This window comes from Sphingomonas rubra (genome assembly GCF_900115745.1).
Taxonomy (GTDB): domain Bacteria; phylum Pseudomonadota; class Alphaproteobacteria; order Sphingomonadales; family Sphingomonadaceae; genus Sphingomonas; species Sphingomonas rubra.
Window position 1 is genome coordinate 36,619 of sequence record NZ_FOXP01000011.1, and the last position, 21,925, is coordinate 58,543.

The 21,925-nt window shown below is 69.9% G+C and carries 21 protein-coding genes; 9 read left to right on the forward strand and 12 right to left on the reverse strand.

What is annotated here, in order from left to right:
- Window positions 1–359 precede the first annotated feature (359 nt).
- The 3 genes from era to lepB form a co-directional block, all read right to left on the reverse strand.
- Window positions 360–1,277, reverse strand: coding sequence for a GTPase Era (era, locus tag BM145_RS13460; protein ID WP_093334185.1), 918 nt, complete (start codon window positions 1,275–1,277; stop codon window positions 360–362).
- Window positions 1,278–1,535: 258 nt separating this feature from the next.
- Window positions 1,536–2,201, reverse strand: coding sequence for a ribonuclease III (gene rnc, locus BM145_RS16425; protein WP_245739362.1), 666 nt, complete (start codon window positions 2,199–2,201; stop codon window positions 1,536–1,538).
- Complete coding sequence (lepB, locus tag BM145_RS16430) at window positions 2,198–3,022, reverse strand: signal peptidase I (RefSeq protein ID WP_245739364.1); 825 nt, start codon at window positions 3,020–3,022, stop codon at window positions 2,198–2,200. Before lepB ends, rnc begins: the two co-directional genes overlap by 4 nt.
- Window positions 3,023–3,125: 103 nt before the next feature.
- On the opposite strand from lepB, the gene pgi reads away from it, so the two are divergent.
- The 4 genes from pgi to gorA are packed head-to-tail and all read left to right on the forward strand — an operon-like array spanning window position 3,126 to window position 6,631.
- Complete coding sequence (gene pgi, locus BM145_RS13470) at window positions 3,126–4,616, forward strand: glucose-6-phosphate isomerase (protein WP_177200217.1); 1,491 nt, start codon at window positions 3,126–3,128, stop codon at window positions 4,614–4,616.
- 44 nt (window positions 4,617–4,660) lie between these two features.
- Complete coding sequence (locus BM145_RS13475) at window positions 4,661–4,870, forward strand: type II toxin-antitoxin system VapB family antitoxin (protein WP_093334186.1); 210 nt, start codon at window positions 4,661–4,663, stop codon at window positions 4,868–4,870.
- Window positions 4,864–5,283: a type II toxin-antitoxin system VapC family toxin gene (gene vapC, locus BM145_RS13480; protein WP_093334187.1), complete on the forward strand. Its 420-nt coding sequence runs from the start codon at window positions 4,864–4,866 to the stop codon at window positions 5,281–5,283. The genes BM145_RS13475 and vapC overlap by 7 nt, the downstream gene beginning before the upstream one ends.
- A 1-nt stretch (window position 5,284) precedes the next feature.
- Window positions 5,285–6,631, forward strand: a complete 1,347-nt coding sequence (gene gorA, locus BM145_RS13485; RefSeq protein ID WP_093334188.1) for a glutathione-disulfide reductase — start codon at window positions 5,285–5,287, stop codon at window positions 6,629–6,631.
- A gap of 392 nt (window positions 6,632–7,023) precedes the next feature.
- Here the strand turns inward: gorA and BM145_RS13490 are convergent, their stop codons facing one another.
- On the reverse strand, window positions 7,024–7,788 hold the full coding sequence (locus tag BM145_RS13490; protein WP_093334189.1) for an enoyl-CoA hydratase/isomerase family protein: 765 nt from the start codon (window positions 7,786–7,788) through the stop codon (window positions 7,024–7,026).
- A gap of 105 nt (window positions 7,789–7,893) precedes the next feature.
- On the opposite strand from BM145_RS13490, the gene BM145_RS13495 reads away from it, so the two are divergent.
- Entirely contained in the window at window positions 7,894–9,090 is a 1,197-nt protein-coding gene (locus BM145_RS13495) for an acetyl-CoA C-acyltransferase (protein WP_093334310.1), read from the forward strand.
- A 129-nt stretch (window positions 9,091–9,219) separates the two neighbouring features.
- On the opposite strand, the gene rarD is transcribed toward BM145_RS13495, so the two are convergent.
- From rarD to BM145_RS13520, 5 genes are all read right to left on the reverse strand, one after another.
- A complete protein-coding gene (gene rarD, locus BM145_RS13500; RefSeq protein WP_093334190.1) occupies window positions 9,220–10,125 on the reverse strand; it encodes an EamA family transporter RarD in 906 nt (301 codons plus the stop codon).
- Between the two features lie 164 nt (window positions 10,126–10,289).
- Window positions 10,290–11,684: a dihydrolipoamide acetyltransferase family protein gene (locus BM145_RS13505; RefSeq protein WP_093334191.1), complete on the reverse strand. Its 1,395-nt coding sequence runs from the start codon at window positions 11,682–11,684 to the stop codon at window positions 10,290–10,292.
- Window positions 11,685–12,692, reverse strand: a complete 1,008-nt coding sequence (locus BM145_RS13510; RefSeq protein ID WP_093334311.1) for an alpha-ketoacid dehydrogenase subunit beta — start codon at window positions 12,690–12,692, stop codon at window positions 11,685–11,687.
- A gap of 175 nt (window positions 12,693–12,867) precedes the next feature.
- Window positions 12,868–14,163, reverse strand: coding sequence for a 3-methyl-2-oxobutanoate dehydrogenase (2-methylpropanoyl-transferring) subunit alpha (locus BM145_RS13515; RefSeq protein ID WP_093334192.1), 1,296 nt, complete (start codon window positions 14,161–14,163; stop codon window positions 12,868–12,870).
- 210 nt (window positions 14,164–14,373) lie between these two features.
- Complete coding sequence (locus tag BM145_RS13520; RefSeq protein ID WP_093334193.1) at window positions 14,374–15,375, reverse strand: fumarylacetoacetate hydrolase family protein; 1,002 nt, start codon at window positions 15,373–15,375, stop codon at window positions 14,374–14,376.
- Between the two features lie 250 nt (window positions 15,376–15,625).
- On the opposite strand from BM145_RS13520, the gene BM145_RS13525 reads away from it, so the two are divergent.
- Together BM145_RS13525 and BM145_RS13530 are read left to right on the forward strand one after the other, a co-directional pair.
- Window positions 15,626–17,065, forward strand: a complete 1,440-nt coding sequence (locus BM145_RS13525) for a DEAD/DEAH box helicase (protein WP_093334194.1) — start codon at window positions 15,626–15,628, stop codon at window positions 17,063–17,065.
- A gap of 55 nt (window positions 17,066–17,120) precedes the next feature.
- Window positions 17,121–17,387: a hypothetical protein gene (locus tag BM145_RS13530; protein ID WP_093334195.1), complete on the forward strand. Its 267-nt coding sequence runs from the start codon at window positions 17,121–17,123 to the stop codon at window positions 17,385–17,387.
- A 166-nt stretch (window positions 17,388–17,553) separates the two neighbouring features.
- On the opposite strand, the gene BM145_RS13535 is transcribed toward BM145_RS13530, so the two are convergent.
- Entirely contained in the window at window positions 17,554–18,336 is a 783-nt protein-coding gene (locus BM145_RS13535; protein WP_093334196.1) for a crotonase/enoyl-CoA hydratase family protein, read from the reverse strand.
- Between the two features lie 96 nt (window positions 18,337–18,432).
- On the opposite strand from BM145_RS13535, the gene BM145_RS13540 reads away from it, so the two are divergent.
- On the forward strand, window positions 18,433–18,855 hold the full coding sequence (locus BM145_RS13540; protein ID WP_093334197.1) for a PaaI family thioesterase: 423 nt from the start codon (window positions 18,433–18,435) through the stop codon (window positions 18,853–18,855).
- On the forward strand, window positions 18,852–19,262 hold the full coding sequence (locus tag BM145_RS13545) for a PaaI family thioesterase (protein ID WP_093334198.1): 411 nt from the start codon (window positions 18,852–18,854) through the stop codon (window positions 19,260–19,262). The genes BM145_RS13540 and BM145_RS13545 overlap by 4 nt, the downstream gene beginning before the upstream one ends.
- Window positions 19,263–19,391: 129 nt before the next feature.
- Here the strand turns inward: BM145_RS13545 and BM145_RS13550 are convergent, their stop codons facing one another.
- Both BM145_RS13550 and BM145_RS13555 read right to left on the reverse strand, forming a co-directional pair.
- Window positions 19,392–20,627, reverse strand: coding sequence for a PQQ-dependent sugar dehydrogenase (locus tag BM145_RS13550; RefSeq protein ID WP_245739349.1), 1,236 nt, complete (start codon window positions 20,625–20,627; stop codon window positions 19,392–19,394).
- A complete protein-coding gene (locus BM145_RS13555) occupies window positions 20,624–21,781 on the reverse strand; it encodes a PQQ-dependent sugar dehydrogenase (protein WP_093334199.1) in 1,158 nt (385 codons plus the stop codon). The genes BM145_RS13550 and BM145_RS13555 overlap by 4 nt, the downstream gene beginning before the upstream one ends.
- Between the last annotated feature and the right edge of the window lie 144 nt (window positions 21,782–21,925).

The window sequence follows — 21,925 nt, forward strand, 5'->3', positions numbered from 1 at the left end:
CTAGCGAAGTCGCGCCTAGCATGTCGTATGGACTTTTCGGGCTTGCTTCTGATCCCGTTGGCAGCGCTTGTTAGCGCAGTCTGGATTGTTGGCGTCGCGGCGTTGTCGTCACGCACGGCAACCCTCCGGCCGCCATTCCTGCTTTCTTACGGCCTTGGCGTGTTGTTCATGCAGCCTTGGTTTATCGCCTCGTGGCAGGAAGCGGGCATGTTCGCTGTTATGTTGGTGATGTTGGCCATTTGGATTGCGGCGGGGTGCATCATCGGAGCCATGCCCGCAATCGCCGCCGTCGCTTTGACACATAGGCTTGTACGACCCAAGCGGTAGTCGGATGTTTGATATTGGGCGATAGCCGACCCTCACTCCACCCAGTCGAGCCCGATATCGCGATAGAGTTGCCGGTCCTCGTCCCAGCCGGGCTTGACCTTGACGTGGAGGTAGAGATGCACCGGCCGGTCGAGCAACACCGCCAGTTCTGCCCGCGCGCGCGCGCCGATCTCGCGGATGCGGGTGCCGCCCTTGCCGAGCACGATGGCGCGCTGCGTGGGGCGTTCGACCAGCACCTGCTGGTGGATCTCGACCGAGCCGTCGGCGCGCTCGGCGAATTTCTCGGTCTCGATCGCGCTGGCGTAGGGGAGTTCGGCGTGGAGCTGGAGATAGAGCTGCTCGCGCGTCACCTCGGCCGCCATCGCGCGCTCGGTGGCGTCGGAGACCTGGTCCTCCGGATAGTGCCACGGGCCGGGCGGCATCGCCTTGGCCAGCGCGCGTTTCAGTTCGGGCAGGCCGTCGCCGGTCTGCGCGGAGACGAACCAGGTTTCCGCGAAGGGGATCATCGCGTTCAGCCGCTCGGCGTGGAGGAGGAGCTTGGCCTTGTCGGCGAGGTCGACCTTGTTGAGGATCAGGTGGCGCGGCTCGGGCCGGTCTTTGAGCGACTCGACGATGTCGGTCACCTTGCTGCCAAGCCCACCCTTGGCGTCGACGACCAGCGCCAGCACGTCGGCGCCCTCCGCCCCGCCCCAGGCGGCGGCGACCATCGCGCGGTCGAAGCGGCGCTTGGGCTCGAAGATGCCGGGGGTGTCGACGAGGAGGAGTTGCGCGTCACCCTCGATCGCGACGCCGAGCAGCTTGGTGCGCGTGGTCTGCGCCTTGGGGCTGACGATGGCGACCTTCTGGCCGACGAGCGCGTTGACGAGGGTGGACTTGCCCGCGTTGGGCGCGCCGACGACGGCGACGAGGCCGCAATGCTGTTCGGGCGGCGCGGGGGTGTGGTCGGTCATCGCCGCGGGGTAGCCGGAAAGCGGGGGCGGGGCAAAGTGGGGGTGGCCCTGCCCTTCTTCTCCCCTCCCTGGAAGGGAGGGGTTGGGGGTGGGTAGTGCGTAATGCGGATGACGTTCGCCCAGGCGGCAGCGACCCAACCCCGCCCCTCCCTTCCAGGGCGGGGCGGATATCCGGGGTCTATCGTTCCGCGTACTATCAGGCCGTCGAGTTCGCGGCACCATGGATGCCGGGTCAAGCCCGGCATGACGGGAGGGTTTTCAGCCGCGCGTCACCTTGGCCAGCAACGCCTTGGCGGCGTCGGTTTCCGCCTCCTGCTTGCTGCCGCCGGTCGCTTCTGCCGACAGCTTACCGATCGTGACCCGCACGATGAAGCGCGGCGCGTGGCCCGGACCCGACCGTTCCACCAGCGTGTATTCCGGCGGGCGGCGGCCGACGGCGGCGGCCCATTCCTGGAGTTGCGATTTGGGATGCTGCGGCGCCTTGCCGCCGCGGCGCACGCGGTCGCCCCAGGCGGCGCGGACGAAACCGCGAACGGCGTCCAGCCCGGCCTCGCGGTACCAGGCGCCGATCAGCGCCTCCATCACGTCGCCCAGCACGTTGTCGCTGTCGCCCGCGCCGTCGGAGAGCGCCTGCTTGCCGAGCCGCACATGGTCGCGCGCGCCCAATTCGCGCGCCACCTCGGCGCACACCGCACCCGTCACCAGCGCGTTGAGGCGTTTGGACAATTGGCCCTCGGGCTCGTCGGGGAAGGTCTCGAACAGCCATTCCGCCATTACCAGGCCGAGTACGCGATCGCCGAGGAATTCCAGCCGCTGGTAATCCTCGGCCGAGCGGCTGCCATGGGTCAGCGCGCGCTCGAACGAGGCGGCGTCGGCGGGCGCGCGGCCGAAGGTGGCGGCGAGCCAGGCGTGAAGGTCGCTCAGAACCCCTCCCCGATCCGCTCCGGCCGTGCGGCCGAGAACCAGGTCCAGGGCTTGAGCCAGGAGGCCGACCCGTCGGTCGAGAAGAAGGTGACCAAGGCGCGCCCCTGAATGCGCTCCATCGGCACGTAGCCCATGCCGCCGGGCGGCGCGAAGCGGCTGTCGCCCGAATCGTCGCGGTTGTCGCCCATCAGGAACACGTCGCCGGCGGGCACGACATATTCGCCGGTGTCGTCCGCCTCGGGAATCTCGCGCTGGTCGAGCACATAATAGCTCCGCCCGCCCGGCAGCGTCTCGCGAAAGCGGGGATAGCGGCAGATCTGCTGCCCGTCCGGCGCCACGTCGACGAACGGGGCGCCGCAGCGCTCGGCATCGTAGTTGGGCGACAACGGCAGCGTGAAGTCGGCGACGCGCTCCTTGGGCACCGCCCGGCCGTTCAGGAACAACTGGCCGGTGCGCATCTGCACCCGGTCGCCCGGCAGGCCGATCACCCGCTTGATGACGTCGTGATCGTCGGGACCAGGCGAGCGGAACACGACCACGTCGCCGCGCGCCGGCGTGGAGGCGAAGATCCGGCCCGGAAACAGCGGCACGCCCCAGGGCAGCGACCACCGCGAATAGCCGTAGTTCCATTTCGACACGAACAGGTAATCGCCGATCAACAGCCGCGGCAGCATCGATTCCGAGGGAATCGAGAACGGCGCCAGCACGAAGCTGCGGAAGATCAGCACGATCAGCGCCAGCTTCAGGAGGAAGCGGATCGTCTCGCTCGTTTCCGAGCGCGGCGGGCTCGCGGGCGGCTTGGTGGAAGGGGCATCGGCCATGCCGCGGGCGTGGCGTCCGTCGGCGGGCGCGTCAAGCTTGCGGGCGGACACGCCGCGGGCCACAGGCGTTGTGCCGACGACATCCCGCCCACGGAGAAGCATCATGGCCGACTGGTCCGCGATCGAAGCCCTGCCCTCGCCCAAGCTGACCGATCTGTTCGACGCCGATCCGAACCGGCTCGCCGGCTTCAGCCTGGACGTCGCCGGCATCCATTTCGACTGGTCGAAGACGCACCTGACGAAGGAGGCGGTTGCCGCGTTCGAGGCGCTGGCCAAGGCGCAGAACTTGGCGGGCAAGCGCGACGCGATGTTCGGCGGCGAACACGTCAACGTCACCGAGGACCGCCCGGTCGAGCACACCGCCGAGCGGGGCGAGGGCAATCCGGAGAGCGTCGCCCGCGCGCGCCATTATCACGAGCGGATGCGCGCGCTGATCGACGCGATCGAGGCGGGCGCGCTGGGCGAGATCCGCCACGTCCTCCACGTCGGCATCGGCGGATCGGCGCTGGGGCCGCACCTGCTGGTCGATGCGCTGGGCCGGGACGAGGAGCGGTACGAGGTGGCGATCGTCTCCAACGTCGACGGCGTGGCGCTGGACGACGTGTTCGATCGGTTCGATCCCGAGTTCACGCTGTTGGTGGTCGCCTCCAAGACGTTCACGACGACGGAGACGATGCTCAACGCCAATTCGGTCATCTCGTGGATGACGGAGCACGGCGTCGAGGACCCGTACGGCCGTGTCGTCGCGCTGACGGCCTCGCCCGACAAGGCGGTGGAATGGGGCGTGGACGAGACGCGCGTGTTGCCGTTCTCGGAAGGGGTCGGCGGGCGCTACTCATTGTGGTCGTCGATCGGCTTCCCGGCGGCGCTCGGCCTCGGCTGGGCGGCGTTCGAGGAGTTGCTGGAGGGCGCGGCCGAGATGGACCGCCATTTCCGCCTCGCGGCACTGCACGAGAACGCACCCGCGCTCGCCGCCTTCGCCGACCTTTATTACACGCAGGTGCGCCATGCCGAGACGCGCGCACCCTTCGCCTATGACGAGCGGCTGCGACTGCTGCCGAGCTACCTCCAACAGCTGGAGATGGAGTCGAACGGCAAGGGCGTGACGGTGGACGGGCGGCCCGTCGGGCGGCCGACGGCGGCGATCACCTGGGGCGGGGTCGGCACGGACGCGCAGCACGCGGTGTTCCAGCTGCTCCACCAGGGCACGCATCTGGTGCCGGTCGAGTTCATCGCGGTGATCGAGCAATGGGACACGCTGTCGGAGGATCACCACCGCCAGCTGCTCCTCAACGCCTTCGCCCAAGGCGCGGCGCTGATGACCGGGCGCCACGCCGACGATCCGGCGCGCAGCTACACCGGCGACCGCCCGTCCTCGACACTGCTGCTCGACACGCTGGACGCGCGCACGCTGGGCGCGCTGATCGCCTTCTACGAGCACCGCGTGTTCGTGAACGGCGTGCTGCTGGGTATCAATAGCTTCGACCAGTTCGGGGTGGAACTGGGCAAGGAGATGGCCAAGGCGGCGGATGCCGGCGGGCAGACGTTCGATCCGTCCACGACCGACCTGATCCGGCGGGCCGGGCTGGATTGAGGGAGTGAGCGTCGCTATGTGTATGTTTCGACAGAGGCATACACATGCGGACGAACATCGAGATCGACGACGAGTTGATGGCGGAGGCGATGATCGCGCTCGGCGCCAAAACCAAGCGCGAGGCGGTTGAAAAATCTCTTCGCCGTTCGGTTCTGGCCAAGCGGCAGCTTCAAGCATTGGATGAATTACGCGGAACGGGTTGGGACGGCGATCTCGACGAGATGCGCACCGACAAGCGCGCGTCGGGGTGGTAGCCATCGTGGTGGACAGCAGCGTGTGGATAGACGTGCTGACTGACCGGACGACCATCCAGACGCTCGCGTTCACGCGCTTGCTCGAACACGAGCAGACGATCGTGATGGGTGATCTCGTGCTCGCGGAAATCCTGCAAGGCACTCGCGGCGACGCACATTTTCGGCAGACGGCGAGTCGATTGGCGCTATTCGAAACCCTGACGATCGCTGATCGACACGTCGCCATCGAGGCAGCCCGGCACTATCGCCATCTCCGCAACCGCAGCATCACGCCGCGCAAGACGATCGACACGCTGATCGCCACGCGCTGCATCGTCGACGGCCTGCCGCTCCTATACAGCGACCGTGATTTCGACCCGTTCGTCGAGCATCTCGGGATGAAGTCCGCGCTCGATCTTCATGGAATGAACTGACATGCCCTACGACTACGACCTGTTCACCATCGGTGCCGGCTCCGGCGGCACGCGTGCGTCGCGCGTCGCGGCGGCGCACGGCGCGCGGGTGGCGGTGGCGGAGGAATACCGCGTCGGCGGCACCTGCGTGATCCGCGGCTGCGTGCCCAAGAAGCTGCTCGTCTACGGCGCGCATTTCGCCGAGGATCTGCGCGACGCGCGGCATTTCGGCTGGGACGTGCCGGCGCCGTGCAGCTTCTCCTGGGCCCGCCTGCGCGACAATGTCATGCGCGAAGTCGACCGGATCAACGGTGCCTACACCCAGACCCTCCGGAACAACGGCGTCGAGATCATCGAGCAGCGCGCCGTCGTGACCGGCCCGCACACCGTGCGCCTCGCCGACGGGACCGAGAAGACCGCCGAGCGCATCCTGGTCGCGGTGGGCGCGCATTCGGCCATTCCGGAGTGCGAGGGGCACGAGCACGGCATCACCTCCAACGAAGTGTTCCACCTGCCCGAGTTGCCACGGCGCATCCTGATCGCGGGCGGCGGCTATATCGCCAACGAGTTCGCCGGCATCTTCCACCAGTTCGGCACGCACGTCATCCTCGCCAATCGCAGCCAGGAGCTGCTGCGCGGCTACGACGCGCAGATCCGCGACCGGCTGCTCCAGATCTCGACCATGAAGGGGATCGACTTCCGCTTCGACGCCGCCTTTCGCGGCATCGACAAGGGTGCGGACGGCTGCCTGACCGTTCACCTGACCGGGCAGGAACCGGTCGTGGTCGACCAGGTGCTGTTCGCCACCGGCCGCCGGCCGAACGTCGCCGGGCTGGGGCTGGAGAGCGCGGGCGTGGAGGTGGACGATCTGGGCGCGATCAAGGTGGACGCGCACAACGCCTCCACCTGCCCGTCGATCTACGCGATCGGCGACGTCACCAACCGCGTGCAGCTGACCCCCGTCGCGATCCGCGAGGGGCAGGCGTTCGCCGACAGCGTCTATGGCGGCAGGCCGACCACGGTCGACTACGACTGCATTCCCTCGGCCGTGTTCAGCCACCCGCCGCTCGCCGGCGTGGGGATGACGGAGGCGGAGGCGCGCGAGAAGCTCGGCTCGGTCAGGGTCTACTCGTCCGACTTCCGGCCGATGAAGAACGTGCTGGCGGGGCGCAACGAGCGCGCGCTGTACAAGATGGTGTGTGACGGCATGACCGACCGTGTCGTCGGCATCCACATGATCGGCCCCGACGCCCCCGAGATCCTCCAGGCCGCCGCGGTGGCGGTGAAAGCGGGCCTGACCAAGGCGGATTTCGACGCCACGGTGGCGCTGCATCCGTCGATGGCGGAGGAACTGGTACTGCTGCGGTAAGGCGCAGACGCGGCCACGCCCGCGCCGGTCGCGCGGATGCGCGAGCGCCCTACCCGGCCGGCGGGTCGGCGCCGCCGAACCCGTCCGACGACGCGGCTTCGCCGCGGCGGGACTCTTCTCGTAATGGACGGAAGGATGGTCCGCGCGAAGACGCGAAGAGAAGAAGGTTGGTTCGCGCGGAGACGCGGAGGCGCGGAGATGTTGCGCCCGCCGCTATCCGCACCCGTCATCGAGAACGCGGTGTCTGCTGAACCGGCAGACAGATAAGGGCTGCCGCGAACCCAACGTCGATGGCAGCGTGAAAGTCCGCCGCCCCCACAGCCTCTCCGCGCCTCTGCGTCTCCGCGCGAATAAACCTTATTCTCCTTGGCGTCTTCCCGCGAACGCCCCCACTACCGCCCCACGAACCGCCCCGGCCGCCGCTCCGCTACGGCGCGAACACCCTCGGCGAAATCGGCCGTTCCCATCAGCTTGGCCTGTTCCGCCAGTTCGTGGTCCGTCTGCGCCTCGACCAGTGCCGCCAGATCGCCGCGCATCGTCGCGCGCGTCGCCTGAACCGCCAGCGGCGCGCCGGCGGCGATCTCGTGCGCCAGCGCCAGCGCCGCCGCGTCGAGTTCGTCCAATGGCACCAGCTGGTCGACCAGCCCCCAGGCGGCCGCCTCCTCGCCCTTCACGCGCCGGCCGGTCAGGTTCATCAGCAGCGCCCGCTGCCGCCCCACCACCCGTTCCAGCACGGCCGAGATGCCGAAGCCCGGATGAAAGCCGATCTGCACGAAATTGGCCGCGAACCGCGCCTCCGGGCTCGCCACGCGGAAATCGGCGACCAGGCTCAGTCCCAGCCCCGCCCCCACCGCGCTGCCCTGCACCGCCGCGACCACGGGCTTGCGCGTCCCGAACAGCCGGGCCGCGGCGACGTAGAAGGGATTGCGCTCCACCGCGACGCCGTCCGCCACCGGGTTGGCGTTGACCAGGTCGGCACCCGCGCAGAACACCCTCCCCTCCGACCGCAAGACGATCGCGCGCACCTCCGGATCGGCATCGGCCGCGTCGAACGCCGCGCCGATGGACCGGATCAGCTCCAGATCGGCGAAATTGTGCGGCGGGCGCGCGAAGGTGGCGATGGCGACGTGCGCGTCGCGCCGGGTCTGGACGGTCATGCCCACCGACTAGCGCAACCGCCCGGCTCTTCCAACCGGCCGCGACCACGCCTAGACCGGCGCCGTACCCGATCCTCGAAAGGTCATCCCATGCGCCCTTCCGCCATCCGAGAAGCAGCGATCGTCGCCACCGCCCGCACCGGCATCGGCAAGGCGTATCGCGGTTATTTCAACGCGACCGAGGCGCCCGTGCTCGCCGGCCACGTGATGAACGCCGCCGTCGAGCGGGCGGGCATCGACCCGGCGCGGATCGACGATGTGTTCTGGGGCGTCGGCAACCAATGGGGCACGACCGGCGGCAATGCGGGCCGGATGGCGCTGTTCGCGGGCGGGCTGCCGCAATCGGTGCCCGCCTTCACGCTCGACCGCAAATGCGGCTCCGGCCTGAACGCGGTCGCGCTTGCCGCACGCACGATCATGTGCGGCGAGGCGGACGTTGCACTGGCCGGCGGCATGGAATCGATCAGCTTCACCGTCACCAAGGACGCGCCGCGCTTCGTCAACCAATCCGTGATTGCGCGCGAGCCCGCCGCCTACGTGCCGATGATTGAGACGGCGGAGATCGTCGCCGAGCGCTACGGTATCAGCCGCGCCGCGCAAGACGCCTATGCCGCCGAGTCGCAGCAGCGCGCCGCGCGCGGGCTGGAGCGCGGCGCCTTTGCCGAGGAGATCGTGCCGATCACGGTCGAGAAGGCGCTGTTCGACAAGGCGGGCACCCGCACCGGCACCGAGACGGTCACGGTCACCCAGGACGAGGGCATCCGCCCCGGCACCACGGCCGAGGCGCTCGCGGGGCTGAAGACGGTGTGGCAGGGCGGCGACTTCTCCGGCCCCGGCGCATACGTGACGGCGGGCAACGCCAGCCAGCTGTCCGACGGCGCGTCGGCGCAGCTGCTGATGGACCGCGCCACGGCGGAGGCGGAGGGCAAGGACATCCTGGGCATCTACCGCGGCTTCCAGGCGGCGGGCTGCGGGCCGGAGGAGATGGGGATCGGACCGGTCTTCGCGGTGCCCAAGCTGCTCGACCGCGCCGGGCTGTCGGTGGCGGACATCGGCCTTTGGGAGCTGAACGAGGCGTTCGCGTCGCAGGCGCTCTACTGCCGCGACACGCTCGGCATTGATCCCGACCGGTTCAATGTCGACGGCGGCGCGATCGCGGTCGGCCATCCCTTCGGCATGAGCGGCAGCCGGCTGGTCGGCCACGCGCTGATCGAGGGCAGGAAGCGCGGCGTGCGCTGGGTGGTGGTGACGATGTGCACGGCGGGCGGCATGGGCGCGGCCGGGTTGTTCGAGATCGTGTAAAACGGCGAAACGCTGCCCCAACGCCGACCTATGGCCGCCCGCCCGGCCAGCGGGTCGGCGAAGCCGACGCCGTCTGACGACGCGGCTTCGCCGCGGCGCGGCCAACCTCCGACCCCATCACAGTCGATGTCAGGCTGCGGCCTCGCCGTCGCCCGCCCGCGACCGCCGAACCCCGCGCCACCCATCCCACGCGTACAGCGCGCACCCCGTCCAGATCAGCCCGAACGTGACCAGATGCACCGGCCGCAGCCGCTCGCCGAACAGCAGCACCGCCTCTGCGAATTGGAGCGTCGGCGCGAGATACTGGAGCAGTCCCAACGTCGTGTAGCGCAGCCGCCGCGCCGCGCCCGCGAACATCAGCAGCGGCGCCGCGGTGACGCCGCCCGCCAGCACCAGCAGCCAGTCGGTGCCCCCGTCACGCCCCCAGGCCGCCGTGCCCGCCTGTCCCGCGTACAGCAGCATCGCCAGTGCGAACGGCGCCAGCACCAGCGTCTCGATCGTCAGCCCGCCGAGCGCGCCGACCGCGACCGTCTTGCGGATCAGGCCGTAGGTGCCGAAGCTGAGCGCCAGCACCAGTGAGATCCAGATCGCGCCGCCGCCGCTCGCCGCCATCGCCAGCACCCCCGCCGCCGCCACCGCGACCGCCAGCTTCTGCACCCTCGATACCCGCTCGCCGAGCACCGCCACGCCCAGCGCGACGTTGACCAGCGGGTTGATGAAATAACCGAGGCTCGCCTCCAGCACATGCGCGTGCTCGATCGCCCAGATATAGACGTACCAGTTGACCGCGATCAGCGCCGCGCTCGCGCACAGCATCGCCAGCGTCCGCCCCCGCGCCGCCGCCGCGATCTCGCGCCCCTGCCGCAGCACCAGGACGACGAGGCCAAGAAACAGCAGCGACCACAGGATACGGTGGCTCAGCACCTGCGCCGCCGGCACGTGCGCGAGCAGCTTCAGGTAGAGCGGCAGCAACCCCCAGGCGGCATAGGCGCCGACGCCAAGGAGGAAGCCGTTGCGGGTGGTGTGATCGGTCATGTGGCCCGCTTCATCGCGGGGCGTGCGCAGTGGGGCAAGGGAGGATGGCCCGCGCCCCGGTAAAGCAAACCTCCGTCATGCCGGGCTCGTCCCGGCATCCAGGGTTAAGCAGCGTGACGTTCCTGGCTCTGGATGCCGGGACGAGCCCGGCATGACGAGAGAGTTCAGTCCGCGAAGAGCAGCACCGGCGTCTCCAGCACCTTCTTCAGCGCCTGGACGTAACTCGCCGCGTCCCAGCCGTCGACGACGCGGTGGTCGCAGCTGATCGACAGGTTCATCAGCTTGGCGCGGCGGATTTCGTCGCCGCGGCCGGTGAAGACGGGGCGCTCGACAATCTTGTTCGGGCCGATGATCGCGACCTCGGGTCGGTTGATGACCGGCGTCGTCGCGATGCCGCCGAGCGGCCCCAGCGAGGTGACGGTGATGGTGCCGTTGCCCAGTTCGTCGGGCTTCAGCTTGCCCGCGCGCGCCGCCTCGGCCAGCCGGCCGATCTCGGTCGCGAGCTGCCAGACGTTGCGATCCTGCGCGTCGCGGATGACGGGCACGGTCAGCCCCGCGTCGGTCTGCGCCGCCATGCCGAGATGGACGCGACCCGAACGGGTCACCACCCCCGCCTCGTCGTCGTAGCGGGCGTTGAGCATCGGGAAATCGGGCAGCGTGCGGCAGATCGCGACGATCATCAGCGGCAGCATCGTCAGCTTGGGACGCTGTCCGCGGTTGTCGTTGAGGTCGGCGCGGACACGCTCCAGCTCGGTCACGTCGATCTCGTCGACATAGGTGAAGTGCGGGATGTTGCGCTTCGACGCGGCCATGTTCTCGGCGATGCGCCGGCGCATGCCGATGACGCGGATCGCCTCGTCGTCGCGCGCGCGGGAGCGGCCGGGGGCCGAATAGCCCTGGCCCGAGCCGTAGCGGAGGAACGCGTCGAGGTCCGAATGGCGGACGCGGTCGCCCTCGGCCTGGACTTGGGAGAGGTCGACACCGAGCTCTGCCGCACGCGCGCGGACCGCGGGGGAGGCGAGGATGGGGCGCCCCTGTACCTCCCCGGAACGGGGAGGGGGACCATCAGCCGCAGGCTGATGGTGGAGGGGCAGTCCGGCAGGACTGTCGCTCGTGGCTGCCCCTCCACCACTCGCTTCGCGAGCGGTCCCCCTCCCCGTACCGGGGAGGTCTTGAGACGCACCCGCACGCGCCGGCGTGGTCATCCCCGCCGCCTCGGCTTCCTCGACGCCCGGGTTCTCCGCCTCATACTGCTCGGCGACCTCTTCCTGCGCCGCGCTGGGCGGGGCGGCGACGGCCTCGTCGGCCGACACGTCGCCCTCGGTCTCGATCACCACCAGCGCCGCGCCGATCGCGACCTGGTCACCGACCTCGCCCGCCAGCTCGACCACCGTGCCCGACACCGGCGACTCCATCTCGACCGTCGCCTTGTCGGTCATCATGTCGGCGATGTTCTGGTCTTCCTCGACTCGGTCGCCGACCGCCACGTGCCACGCGACGATCTCGGCCTCGGCGATGCCTTCGCCGATGTCGGGGAGCTTGAAGGTGAAGCGTGCCACTTATGCGTCCTTCATGATCTTCTTGAGCGCCTCGCCGATGCGGACGGGGCCGGGGAAATACGCCCATTCCAGGCTGTGCGGGTACGGCGTGTCGTAACCGGTGACGCGCTCGATCGGCGCCTCCAGGTGATAGAAGCACCGCTCCTGCACCAAGGCCGACAGTTCGGCACCGAAGCCGGAGGTGCGCGTCGCCTCGTGCACGATCATGCAGCGCCCGGTCTTCTTCACCGACGCCTCGATCGTCTCGATGTCGAGGGGGACGAGGCTGCGCAGGTCGACGATCTCGGCGTCGATCCCGGCCTCGGCGATCACCGCCTGGCAGACATGGACCATCGTGCCGTAGCAGAGGACGGTCAGCGCCTCGCCCTCGCGCACGACGTTCGCCTTGCCCAGCTCGACCCGGTAATAGCCGCCCGGCACCTCGCCGCCGGGATGCTTCGACCAGTTCTCGGCCGGCTTGTCCCAGTAACCGTTGAACGGGCCGTTGTAGATGCGCTTGGGCTCGAAGAAGATGACCGGGTCGTTATCCTCGATCGCGGCGATCAGCAGTCCCTTGGCGTCGTAGGGCGTGGACGGGATCACCGTCTTGATCCCCGACATGTGCGTGAACAGTCCCTCCGGCGACTGCGAGTGCGTCTGCCCGCCGAAGATGCCGCCGCCGAACGGCGAGCGCACCGTGATCGGCGCGGTGAACTCGCCGCCCGAGCGGTAGCGAAGCCGTGCCGCCTCGCTGACCAGCTGGTCGAGCGCGGGGTAGATGTAATCGGCGAACTGGATCTCCGGCACCGGCCGCAGGCCGTAAGCGCCCATGCCGACCGCGACGCCGATGATCCCGCACTCGGTGATCGGCGTGTCGAACACGCGCGTCTTGCCGTATTTCGCCTGCAAGCCCGCGGTCGCGCGGAACACGCCGCCGAAGAAGCCCACGTCCTCCCCCATCACGATCACGCCCGGATCGCGCGCCATCACGACGTCCATGGCGGAGTTGATCGCCTGGATCATGTTCATGCGGCTGGTGTCGTTGGTGTCGGTCATGCTGTCACTCATGATCCCGCTCCCATCGGGAGAGGGAGGGAGCCGCGAAGCGGCGGAAGGGTGAGGGCAGGGCCTGTACTGCCCTCACCCTTCCCACGCGGCTGCGCCGCGCGGGCCCCTTCCCTCTCCCGGTGGGAGAGGGAGATCATCACTTGCGCGCCCATGGCCGTCCGCTCGCTTCCTCTTCCGCCAGCATCTGCGCCTGCTGTTCGCGCAGGTGCCAGGGCATCTCCTCGAACACCCCGTCGAACAGCGAGTCGAGCGGCTGGTGCAGGCCGTGGCCGAGGATGCCGTTCTGCTCCGCCTCCTTCTGCGCCGCCTTCACCGCCTCGGCGAGTTCCTTGTCCTGCGCCGCGTGGCGTTCCTCGTCCCACTCGCCCAGCGCGATCAGGTGATCCTTCAACCGCCGGATCGGATCGCCCAGCGGCCACGCCGTCGGCTCGCCGGCGGAACGGTATTGCGACGGATCGTCCGACGTCGAGTGTCCCTCGGCGCGGTAGGTGAAATGCTCGATCAGCGTCGGCCCCTGGTTGGTCCGCGCGCGCTCCGCCGCCCACTCGGTCGCCGCGTACACCGCCAGCGCATCGTTGCCGTCGACGCGCAGGCCGGCGATGCCGTAGCCTACCGCCCGCGCCGCGAAGGTCGTCGCCTCCGCCCCCGCGAAGCCCGAGAAGCTGGAAATCGCCCACTGGTTGTTGACGACGTTGAAGATCACCGGCGCGCGGTACACGGTGGCGAAGGTCAGGGCCGAGTGGAAGTCGCCCTCCGCCGTCGACCCCTCGCCGCACCAGGTCGCCGCGATGCGTGTGTCGCCCTTCGACGCGGACGCCATCGCCCAGCCCACCGCCTGCGGATATTGCGTCGTGAGATTGCCGGAGATCGAGAAGAAGCCGAACCGCTTCTCCGAATACATGATCGGCAGCTGCTTGCCCTGCAGCTTGTCGCCCCTGTTGGAATAGATCTGGTTCATCATGTCGACCATCGGGCACCCGCGCGACAGCAGGATGCCCTGCTGCCGGTACGACGGGAAGCACATGTCGTCGGCGTCCAGCGCGGCGGTGGCGCCGATCGACACCGCCTCCTCGCCGGTGCACTTCATGTAGAAGCTGGTCTTGCCCTGCCGCTGCGCGCGGAACATCCGCTCGTCGAAGGCGCGGACCAGCGCCATGTCGCGCAGCATGCGGCGCAGCGTGTCGGGCGACAGCTTCGGGTCCCACGGCCCCACCGCGCGGTTCTCGTCGTCCAGCACGCGGACGAGGCCGTAGGCGAGATCGGTGAAGCTGCGCGCCTCGTCGGCCGTGTCGGGGCGACGGGTGGCGCCGGCGGCGGGTACGTCGACGGATGCGAAGTCGACCGCGTCGCCGGGCCGGAACTTCGGCTCCGGCACGTGGAGCGACAACGGGGGCAGATTGGCGCGAAGGTGCGTCGCCACGGCTCTCTCCATGTTGCGACGTGACACCGCCGCTCTAGCCCCCTGCTTACCGGCGCTTGTTAGATTATTACAAGCGCGCTGCGAGGGCGGTTCTTGTACGATTCTGTCGTGTCGGGTGTCCACCCGACTCGTCACCCCGGGTTCGTCCCGCGGTCCAGGGTCAAGCAGCGTGTCGCCCTGTAACCCTGGATGCCGGGACGAGCCCGGCATGACGGATGTCGTTCACCCCACCTTCTGCTCGATCGTGCCGAAGATCGGATGGTGCCGCTCGTCCTCCGCCCAGATGCGCACGGTGTCGCCGCGCTGGAGGAACGGCGTCACTGGCTTGCCGCCGTTGATCGTCTCCACCGTCCTGACCTCCGCCAGGCAGGAATAGCCCACGCCGCCCTGACTGATCGGCTTGCCCGGTCCGCCGTCATGGTCGCGGTTCGACACCGTGCCCGAGCCGACGATCGTTCCCGCCCCCAGTTTGCGCGTCTTCGCGGCATGGGCGATCAGCGTGCCGAAATCGAAGGTCATGTCCTCGCCCGCCTCGGCGCGGCCGAACGGCTTGTCGTTGAGGTCGACGTTGAGCGTCCGGTGCAGCTTGCCGTCCACCCACCAGTCGCCCAGCGCATCCGGCGTCACGAACACCGGCGAGAAGGACGACGCCGGCTTCGACTGGAAGAAGCCGAACCCCTTGGCGAGTTCGCCGGGGATCAGGTTGCGCAAGGACACGTCGTTGGTGAGGCCCACCAGCCGCACCGCCGCCAGCGCCTCCTCGCGGCTCGCCCCCTGCGGCACGTCGCCGGTCACCACCACGACCTCCGCTTCCAGGTCGCAGCCCCAGCTCTCGTCGGCGAGCGGGATCGCGTCGCGCGGCCCCAGGAACCCGTCCGAGCCGCCCTGGTACATCAGCGGATCGTGCCAGAAGCTCTCCGGCATCTCCGCCCCGCGCGCCTGCCGCACCAGCGCCACGTGGTTGACGTAGGCCGAGCCGTCCGCCCACTGATACGCCCGCGGCAAGGGTGCGGCCGCCTCGCGCTCGTGGAAACGGAAACGCGGGATCACCTCATGGTCGAGGTCGGTCGCGAGGTTCTCCAGCCGCGGTACGAGATTGTCCCAGTCGTCGAGCGCCGCCTGCATCGTCGGCGCGATGTGCCCGGCGTCGGCGTACCAGGCGAGGTCGCTCGACACCACGACGAGCTTGCCGTCGCGCCCCTGCTTCAGGCTTGCCAGTTTCATGCGCTTCTCTCCTCTGGCCCCGCGGTAGAACCGCCGGGGCCTTTACGGCAAGCCATCTCGCGACCTTGACTTATGCGCAGTTATGCGTATGTGGCGCGGCATCGAGGCGTCATGCAGCGTGAGCGGATCTGATCCGTGCTCCGTCTCGGCTCAAGCCCAAGGCTTCCCTATTCACGCGGGGTGTCATTCTCCCCCGCCACCCGTGCGCCACGATGCGTGCGGTGCATGGCCCGTTTCGAAAGCTATCCCCATGTCCTTCTCCGATCTCGGCCTTGCCGAGCCGCTCGTCCGCGCGCTCGAGGCCAAAGGCTATACCACCCCCACCCCGATCCAGGCGCAGGCGATCCCGACCGTGCTGGAAGGCGGCGACCTGCTCGGCATCGCGCAGACCGGCACCGGCAAGACCGCGGCCTTCGTGCTGCCGTCGATCCAGCGCATGGTGGCGAATGCCAAGCGCGTCCTGCCGACGCACTGCCGGATGCTCGTCCTGGCCCCCACGCGCGAACTGGCGTCACAGATCGCCGACAACGCCCGCGGCTACGGCCAGTTCTCCAAGATGTCGGTGACCACCGTCTTCGGCGGCACCAGCATCAACAAGAACCGCCAGGACATGAGCCGCGGCGTCGACATCCTGGTCGCCACGCCCGGCCGCCTGATCGACCTGGTCGAGCAGGGCTTCGTCAACCTGTCGATGATCGAGATCCTGGTGCTCGACGAGGCGGACCAGATGCTCGACCTGGGCTTCATCCACGCGCTCAAGAAGATCGTCCGCATGGTGCCCCGCAAGCGCCAGACGCTGTTCTTCTCGGCCACCATGCCCGCCTCGATCCGCGAGCTGGCGTCGCAGTTCCTGAACGATCCGGCGACCGTCTCGGTCAAGCCGGCGTCGACCACGGCGGAGCGCGTCGACCAGTCCGTCACCTTCGTCAACCAGCAGGAGAAGCAGGCGCTGCTCACCCTACTGTTGCAGGAGGAGGAGATCGACCGCGCGCTGGTCTTCACCCGCACCAAGCACGGTGCCGACCGCGTCGTGAAGCTGCTCGCGGGCAACGGCATCGCGGCCAACGCCATCCACGGCAACAAGTCGCAGCCGCAGCGCGAGCGGGCGCTGGCCGCGTTTAAGTCGGGCGACGTGCCGATCCTGGTCGCGACCGACATCGCCGCGCGCGGCATCGACGTGTCCGGCGTCAGCCACGTGGTGAACTTCGAGCTGCCCAACGTGCCCGAGCAGTACGTCCACCGCATCGGCCGCACCGCGCGCGCCGGCGCCAGCGGCATCGCCGTCGCCTTCTGCGCCGACGACGAGCGGCCGTATCTGAAGGACATCGAGCGCACCACGCGTCAGAAGATCGCGGTCACCCCGCTGCCCGACGACTTCCAGAACAAGGCCGCCAAGATCAAGTCGGCGCGCGTCGCCGCCGTCGGCGCCGATCCCGCCCCGCGCGAGGATCGCCCCCGCCAGCAGCGCGGGCCGATGAAGCCGCGCGCGACGCACGCCCCCAGCCACACCGGCGCGGCGAATACGGGGGGGCGTAACTACGCGAACGCCAGCCGCGGCGGTCGCCCGGGCGGACAAGGTGGCGGCCAGGGCGGCGGTGCCCGCGGTCCCGCACGCGGCGGCCAGGGCGGCGGTCGCGGCGGTGCGGGCCGCGGCGGCGGCGGTCGTTCGGGTGCGCCCTCCGGCCGCTGACGGATACACGCTTCTCCTCGCGGGTTGACGGCTCAGGCCCGCGAGGAGAACAGCCATGGACGTATCCACCACCCCGGTCGCCGAGCGCATCGCCCGCGTTCTCGCCGGCCAGCGGATCAGCGCCAACGCCGGCGGCGCGGCGACCCACGCCTCCGCCGAGATCGACCGCGCCTGGCCGGACTATCTGCCCGACGCGCTGGCCGTGCTCCGCACCCTGCGCGAACCGGACCAGGCGATGGCCGCCGCCGGCGACGTCGCGGTGTGGGAAGCGATGGTGCTGGTCGCGATTCGAGCCGCCAAGCCGAAGACGGTGGTGTTGTAGAACGCTCGCTCCTCGACTCACCTACTTGCAGCCCGGCGAAGGCCGGGGCCCAGGTGGGAAGGCTTGCATGGTCGAGCATATCGCTTCCGCCACCAACGTCTCCCACCTGGGCCCCGGCCTCCGCCGGGGTGCCAAGGAAGAACACGAGCGCATGGGTCGGCAGCCCTCAATTCGCGAACACCGCCGCCCGCTTCTCCATGTTCGCCCTCACCTGCTCGCGCTGGTTCGCCGTCCCCAGCAACCCCGCCTGCTCCGCGCTCTCGGCCTGCAGGATCGCCGCGTCGTCGCCGTCCGCCACCACCGAGAACAACCGCTTGGCCGCGCGCACCGCTTCCGGGTTCCGCCCCGCGATCGTCCGCGCCAGCGCCAGCGCCTCCGCCACCGGATCGTCCGCCACCCGCGTCGCGAAGCCCAGCCGCACCGCTTCCTCGCCGCCGAACTCGCGCGCGGTATAGACCGCCTCGCGCAAATGATCGTCCCGCACGCATCCGCGCCACAGCGCGAAGCCCGCCATGTCGGGGACGATCCCCCAGTGCAGCTCGCGCACCGACAGCCGCGCGTCCGCCGCGACCAGCCGCACGTCCGCGCCCGCCGCCACCTGCAGGCCGCCGCCCAGCGCCACGCCGTGGATCGCCGCGATCACCGGTTGCGGCAGCGTCCGCCATCCCCACGCCACCTGCTGGACGAGATTGGCCAGCCCGTGCGTCCGCTCCCGCGTCAGCAACCCCGACCCGCCGCCGGCCATCGCCGCCATGTCGAGCCCCGCGCAGAACCCGCGCCCCTCGCCCGACAGCACCACCGCGCGCACGTCGCACCGATCGCCGATCCGCGCGATCGCGTCGGCGATCCCTTCGAACATCGCCGGGTCCAGCGCGTTGAGCTTGTCGGCGCGGGCCAGGCGGACGTGCGCCACGCCCGCGTCCACGTCGAGGAGGATGCGATCGGTCATGCCCCGAACGCTACCGCGCGCCGCCGCCTACGTGAACCCCGCCCCGAACGACGCGCCAACTTGCCCCCTCCCGCGCCGCTGCTACACCCCCGCGCCATGCAGCCCTTCGACCCCGCCCGCTTCGCCAAGCGCCTGACCTGGGGCCATGGCGGGCGCCTCGGCATCGCCTATCACGCGCACGGGCCCGACTGGGTGGAACTCGCCCTGCCCTTCTCGCCGGACCAGGTCGGCGATCCGGCGCGCGGCACCCTCGCCTCCGGGCCGATCGTCACGCTGATCGACATGGCGACCTCGCTCGCGATCTGGACCAGGCGCGGTGCCTTCCTGCCGCATGCCACGCTGGACCTGCGCGTCGATCACCTCCGCGCCGCCGCGCCCGGCCGCACGGTGATCGGCCGCGGCACCTGCACCCGCCTCACCCCATCGGTCGCCTTCGTGCGCGGCGAGGCGCACGACGGCGACCCTGCCGATCCGGTCGCCCACGTCGCCGGCACCTTCATGCTGATGGACGCGGCATGACGCTGCCGCCCTACGCCACCCTGCTCGGCGTCACGCCGGAGTTCGACGAGCACGGCGCCCCCGTGCTGCTGCTGCCGTTCGGCGACCACGTCGTCGGCCGGCCCGGTTTCCTCCACGGCGGCGCCATCGCCGGGCTGCTCGAACTCGCCGCCCTGGCCGCGCTCCGCCACGCGCTGGCGGCGGAAGGCGCCGGCGAGGATGGGGGCGAGGTCGGGATCAAGCCCGTCACCTTCACCACCGATTTCCAGCGCGGCGGCCGCGACAAGGATACGCGCGCCGCCGGCGCCGTCACCCGCCTCGGCACCCGCGTCGCCAATGTCGAGGCCGTTGCCTGGCAAGACGATCGCACCCGCCCCGTCGCCTCCGCCCGGATGAACTGCCTGCTCCAGCGACATCGACCAGGCTGACGCCACCCCCGCGGCGACGCTTCCCCGCGGCGCTGCTCGACGGTGTCGTCAAGGGCCCTCACCACCCCGGCCCCCGCGACGGCGTGTAGCCGCCGCTCGGGCCGTCACGCGCCGCGCCCTCTTACCCGATCACGCCGGGTCGAGCCGCACCAGCCGCCCGGTACCGCCGTCCTCCAGCACCCACAACGTGTCGGCCGGTCCCTGCTCCACCTCGCGGATGCGGGCATGCAGCGGGATGCGCGCCACCTCCGTCGCGGTGGTGCCCGACACGCGGACGCGCACCAGGCCTTGCGAAACGAGCCCCGCGAGCAGGAAATCGTCGTTCCAGTTGGCGAAGCGGCTGCCGCGATACTGGATCATGCCGCCCGGCGCGATCACCGGCGTCCAGCTGAACAGCGGCGCGACCAGATCGGGCCGGGTCGAGTGGCGCGGTAGCACCTCGCCGTCATTGCCCTCCGACACCAGTCGCCAGCCGTAATTGCCACCGGCGGCGATCAGGTTGAACTCGTCGCCGCCCTCCGGTCCCATCTCGCTCTCGAACAGGCGGCCGTCGCTGGCGAAGACGAGCCCGTACGGATTGCGATGTCCGTACGACCAGATCTCGCTCCGCACGCCTGCGGTGCCGACGAAGGGATTGTCCGCCGGGATCGTGCCGTCGGTGTTGATCCGGATGATCTTGCCCAGCGTCCCGCTCAAGTCCTGCGCCGGGGCGCCCTGGTGTCTCTCGCCGGAGGTGACGAACAGCGTGCCGTCGCGCGCGAAGGCCATGCGCGCGCCGAAGTGCCGCGTGTCGGTGGATCGCGGCGTCGCGCGCCAGATCACCGATACGTTGTCCAGCCGCACGCTGCCCGCGCCGTCGTTCGCCAGCGTGCCGCGCGCGACCGCCAGAGCGGGTCCGCCGCTACTCGCCTCGGCATAGCTCAGGTAAATCCGCGCGTTGGTGGCGAAGGCGGGGTCCAGCGCCACGTCGAACAGCCCGCCCTGCCCCCCGTACGCCACGGCGGGAACGCCGGCGATCGCCGCCGACACCTGGCCATTGATCGTCACCAGCCGCAGCCGGCCGGGCCGCTCGGTAACGAGCAGCCGACCGTCGGGCAGGAACGCCATCGCCCAGGGATTGTCGAACGTCGCCACCGGCGTCCGCGTCACCGCGGTCGTGGTGGCAGTTGGGCTCGGCGTGGCGGTCGGCGTGGGAGCAGGCGTCGGCGTGGCGGACGGCGTCGGCCCCGGCACCGTCACGACGCCGTCGTCATCGTCGCCGCCACCGCACGCGACCACGGCCAGCGCCAGCGCGGCGATGCCGGCGCGCAGGATCGCACGCCCGGTCATCCGCGTGCGGGCGCCGCGGCTCACGGCCCGGCTCACGACGCGGTTCCACCGCGCGGGCTCAGGCGGATCAGCCGGCCCTGCGATTCGCCGCCGTCCTCCAGCACGTAGATGGCGCCGTCCGGCCCCTGCTCCACTTCCCGGATGCGCGCGCCCATGCCCCACTGGTCGCCCTTCGTTGCCGTGGTCCCGTTCAGGTCGACGCGGATCAGCGCCTTGCTCGACAGTCCGCCGATAAAGGCGTCGCCCTTCCACTGCGGGAACAGGGCGCCCTGATAGATCATCAGCCCGCCCGGCGAGATCACCGGGTTCCAGGACACTTTGGGCGCCTCGTAGCCGTCGCCCCGCTGGTGATCGGGAATGTCGCGGCCGTCATAGTGCGAACCGTTGGAGGCGTTCGGCCAGCCATAATTGCGCCCCGGCAGGATGAGGTTGACCTCGTCGCCGCCCTTCGGCCCCATCTCCTGCTCCCACAGATTGCCCTGGGCATCGAACGCGATGCCCAGCAGGTTGCGGTGCCCGTAGCTCCACACCTCCGGCCGGAAGCCTCGCGCGACCAGCGGGTTGCCCGCCGCCGGCTTGCCGTCCGGCGTCAGGCGCAGCACCTTGCCCAGTGACTGGTCCTTGGCCTGCGCGGGCGTGAACTTCTGCCGCTCGCCGTTGGTGAAGAACAGGTAGCGGCCGTCGGGCGAGAAGGCGATGCGCCCCGAATAATGGCCGTTGCCCTCCACGAACGGCGTCGCGCGGTAGATTTCCTCGATCTCGCGCAGCCGCTCGCCGCCGGGCGCCAGGTCGAGCAGCCCGCGCGACAGGATCACGCCCTTGCCGCCCTGTCCGCTCGCCGAATAGCTGAAATATACCCGTTTGGAGGTCGCGAAGTCGGGCGCCAGGACCACGTCCATCAGCCCGCCCTGTCCCGCCGCGTCGACCGGGATCGTCGCCACCGTCCGCCGCTGCCGGCCGTCCTTCGACACCAGCAGCATCGTTCCCTGCTTCTCGGTCACCAGCATTCGCCCGTCGGGCAGGAACGTCATCGCCCAGGGCGAATCGAAGTCGGCGACCACCGTCTCGGCAAACGGCTTCGCGCCCGCCGGGGCGGCCGGCGACGCCTGCGCGGCGACCTCTTCCGCGGGCGCGTTGCCCGAACAGGCGAGCAGGGCGAGCGGCAGCGCCGCCAGCAGAAAGGTGTTCATGCGTATCTCCCGGTACAGCGGATCGTTGAACGTCCGGAACGGCCGGAGGATGCACGGGGCAGGGAGGCGCGCATGGGAGGCGCATGGGAGGCTTGTCGCCATCCCCGACTTGGCCTATATCGCCCATGCTTTCTCTACATCGCC

Coding starts and splice junctions, on each gene's coding strand:
- era (WP_093334185.1), bottom strand. CDS start 1,277: ATGACCGACCACACCCCCGCGCCGCCCGAACAGCATTGCGGCCTCGTC.
- lepB (WP_245739364.1), bottom strand. CDS start 3,022: ATGGCCGATGCCCCTTCCACCAAGCCGCCCGCGAGCCCGCCGCGCTCG.
- pgi (WP_177200217.1), top strand. CDS start 3,126: ATGGCCGACTGGTCCGCGATCGAAGCCCTGCCCTCGCCCAAGCTGACC.
- BM145_RS13475 (WP_093334186.1), top strand. CDS start 4,661: ATGCGGACGAACATCGAGATCGACGACGAGTTGATGGCGGAGGCGATG.
- gorA (WP_093334188.1), top strand. CDS start 5,285: ATGCCCTACGACTACGACCTGTTCACCATCGGTGCCGGCTCCGGCGGC.
- BM145_RS13490 (WP_093334189.1), bottom strand. CDS start 7,788: ATGACCGTCCAGACCCGGCGCGACGCGCACGTCGCCATCGCCACCTTC.
- rarD (WP_093334190.1), bottom strand. CDS start 10,125: ATGACCGATCACACCACCCGCAACGGCTTCCTCCTTGGCGTCGGCGCC.
- BM145_RS13510 (WP_093334311.1), bottom strand. CDS start 12,692: ATGAACATGATCCAGGCGATCAACTCCGCCATGGACGTCGTGATGGCG.
- BM145_RS13515 (WP_093334192.1), bottom strand. CDS start 14,163: ATGGAGAGAGCCGTGGCGACGCACCTTCGCGCCAATCTGCCCCCGTTG.
- BM145_RS13520 (WP_093334193.1), bottom strand. CDS start 15,375: ATGAAACTGGCAAGCCTGAAGCAGGGGCGCGACGGCAAGCTCGTCGTG.
- BM145_RS13525 (WP_093334194.1), top strand. CDS start 15,626: ATGTCCTTCTCCGATCTCGGCCTTGCCGAGCCGCTCGTCCGCGCGCTC.
- BM145_RS13530 (WP_093334195.1), top strand. CDS start 17,121: ATGGACGTATCCACCACCCCGGTCGCCGAGCGCATCGCCCGCGTTCTC.
- BM145_RS13535 (WP_093334196.1), bottom strand. CDS start 18,336: ATGACCGATCGCATCCTCCTCGACGTGGACGCGGGCGTGGCGCACGTC.
- BM145_RS13540 (WP_093334197.1), top strand. CDS start 18,433: ATGCAGCCCTTCGACCCCGCCCGCTTCGCCAAGCGCCTGACCTGGGGC.
- BM145_RS13545 (WP_093334198.1), top strand. CDS start 18,852: ATGACGCTGCCGCCCTACGCCACCCTGCTCGGCGTCACGCCGGAGTTC.
- BM145_RS13555 (WP_093334199.1), bottom strand. CDS start 21,781: ATGAACACCTTTCTGCTGGCGGCGCTGCCGCTCGCCCTGCTCGCCTGT.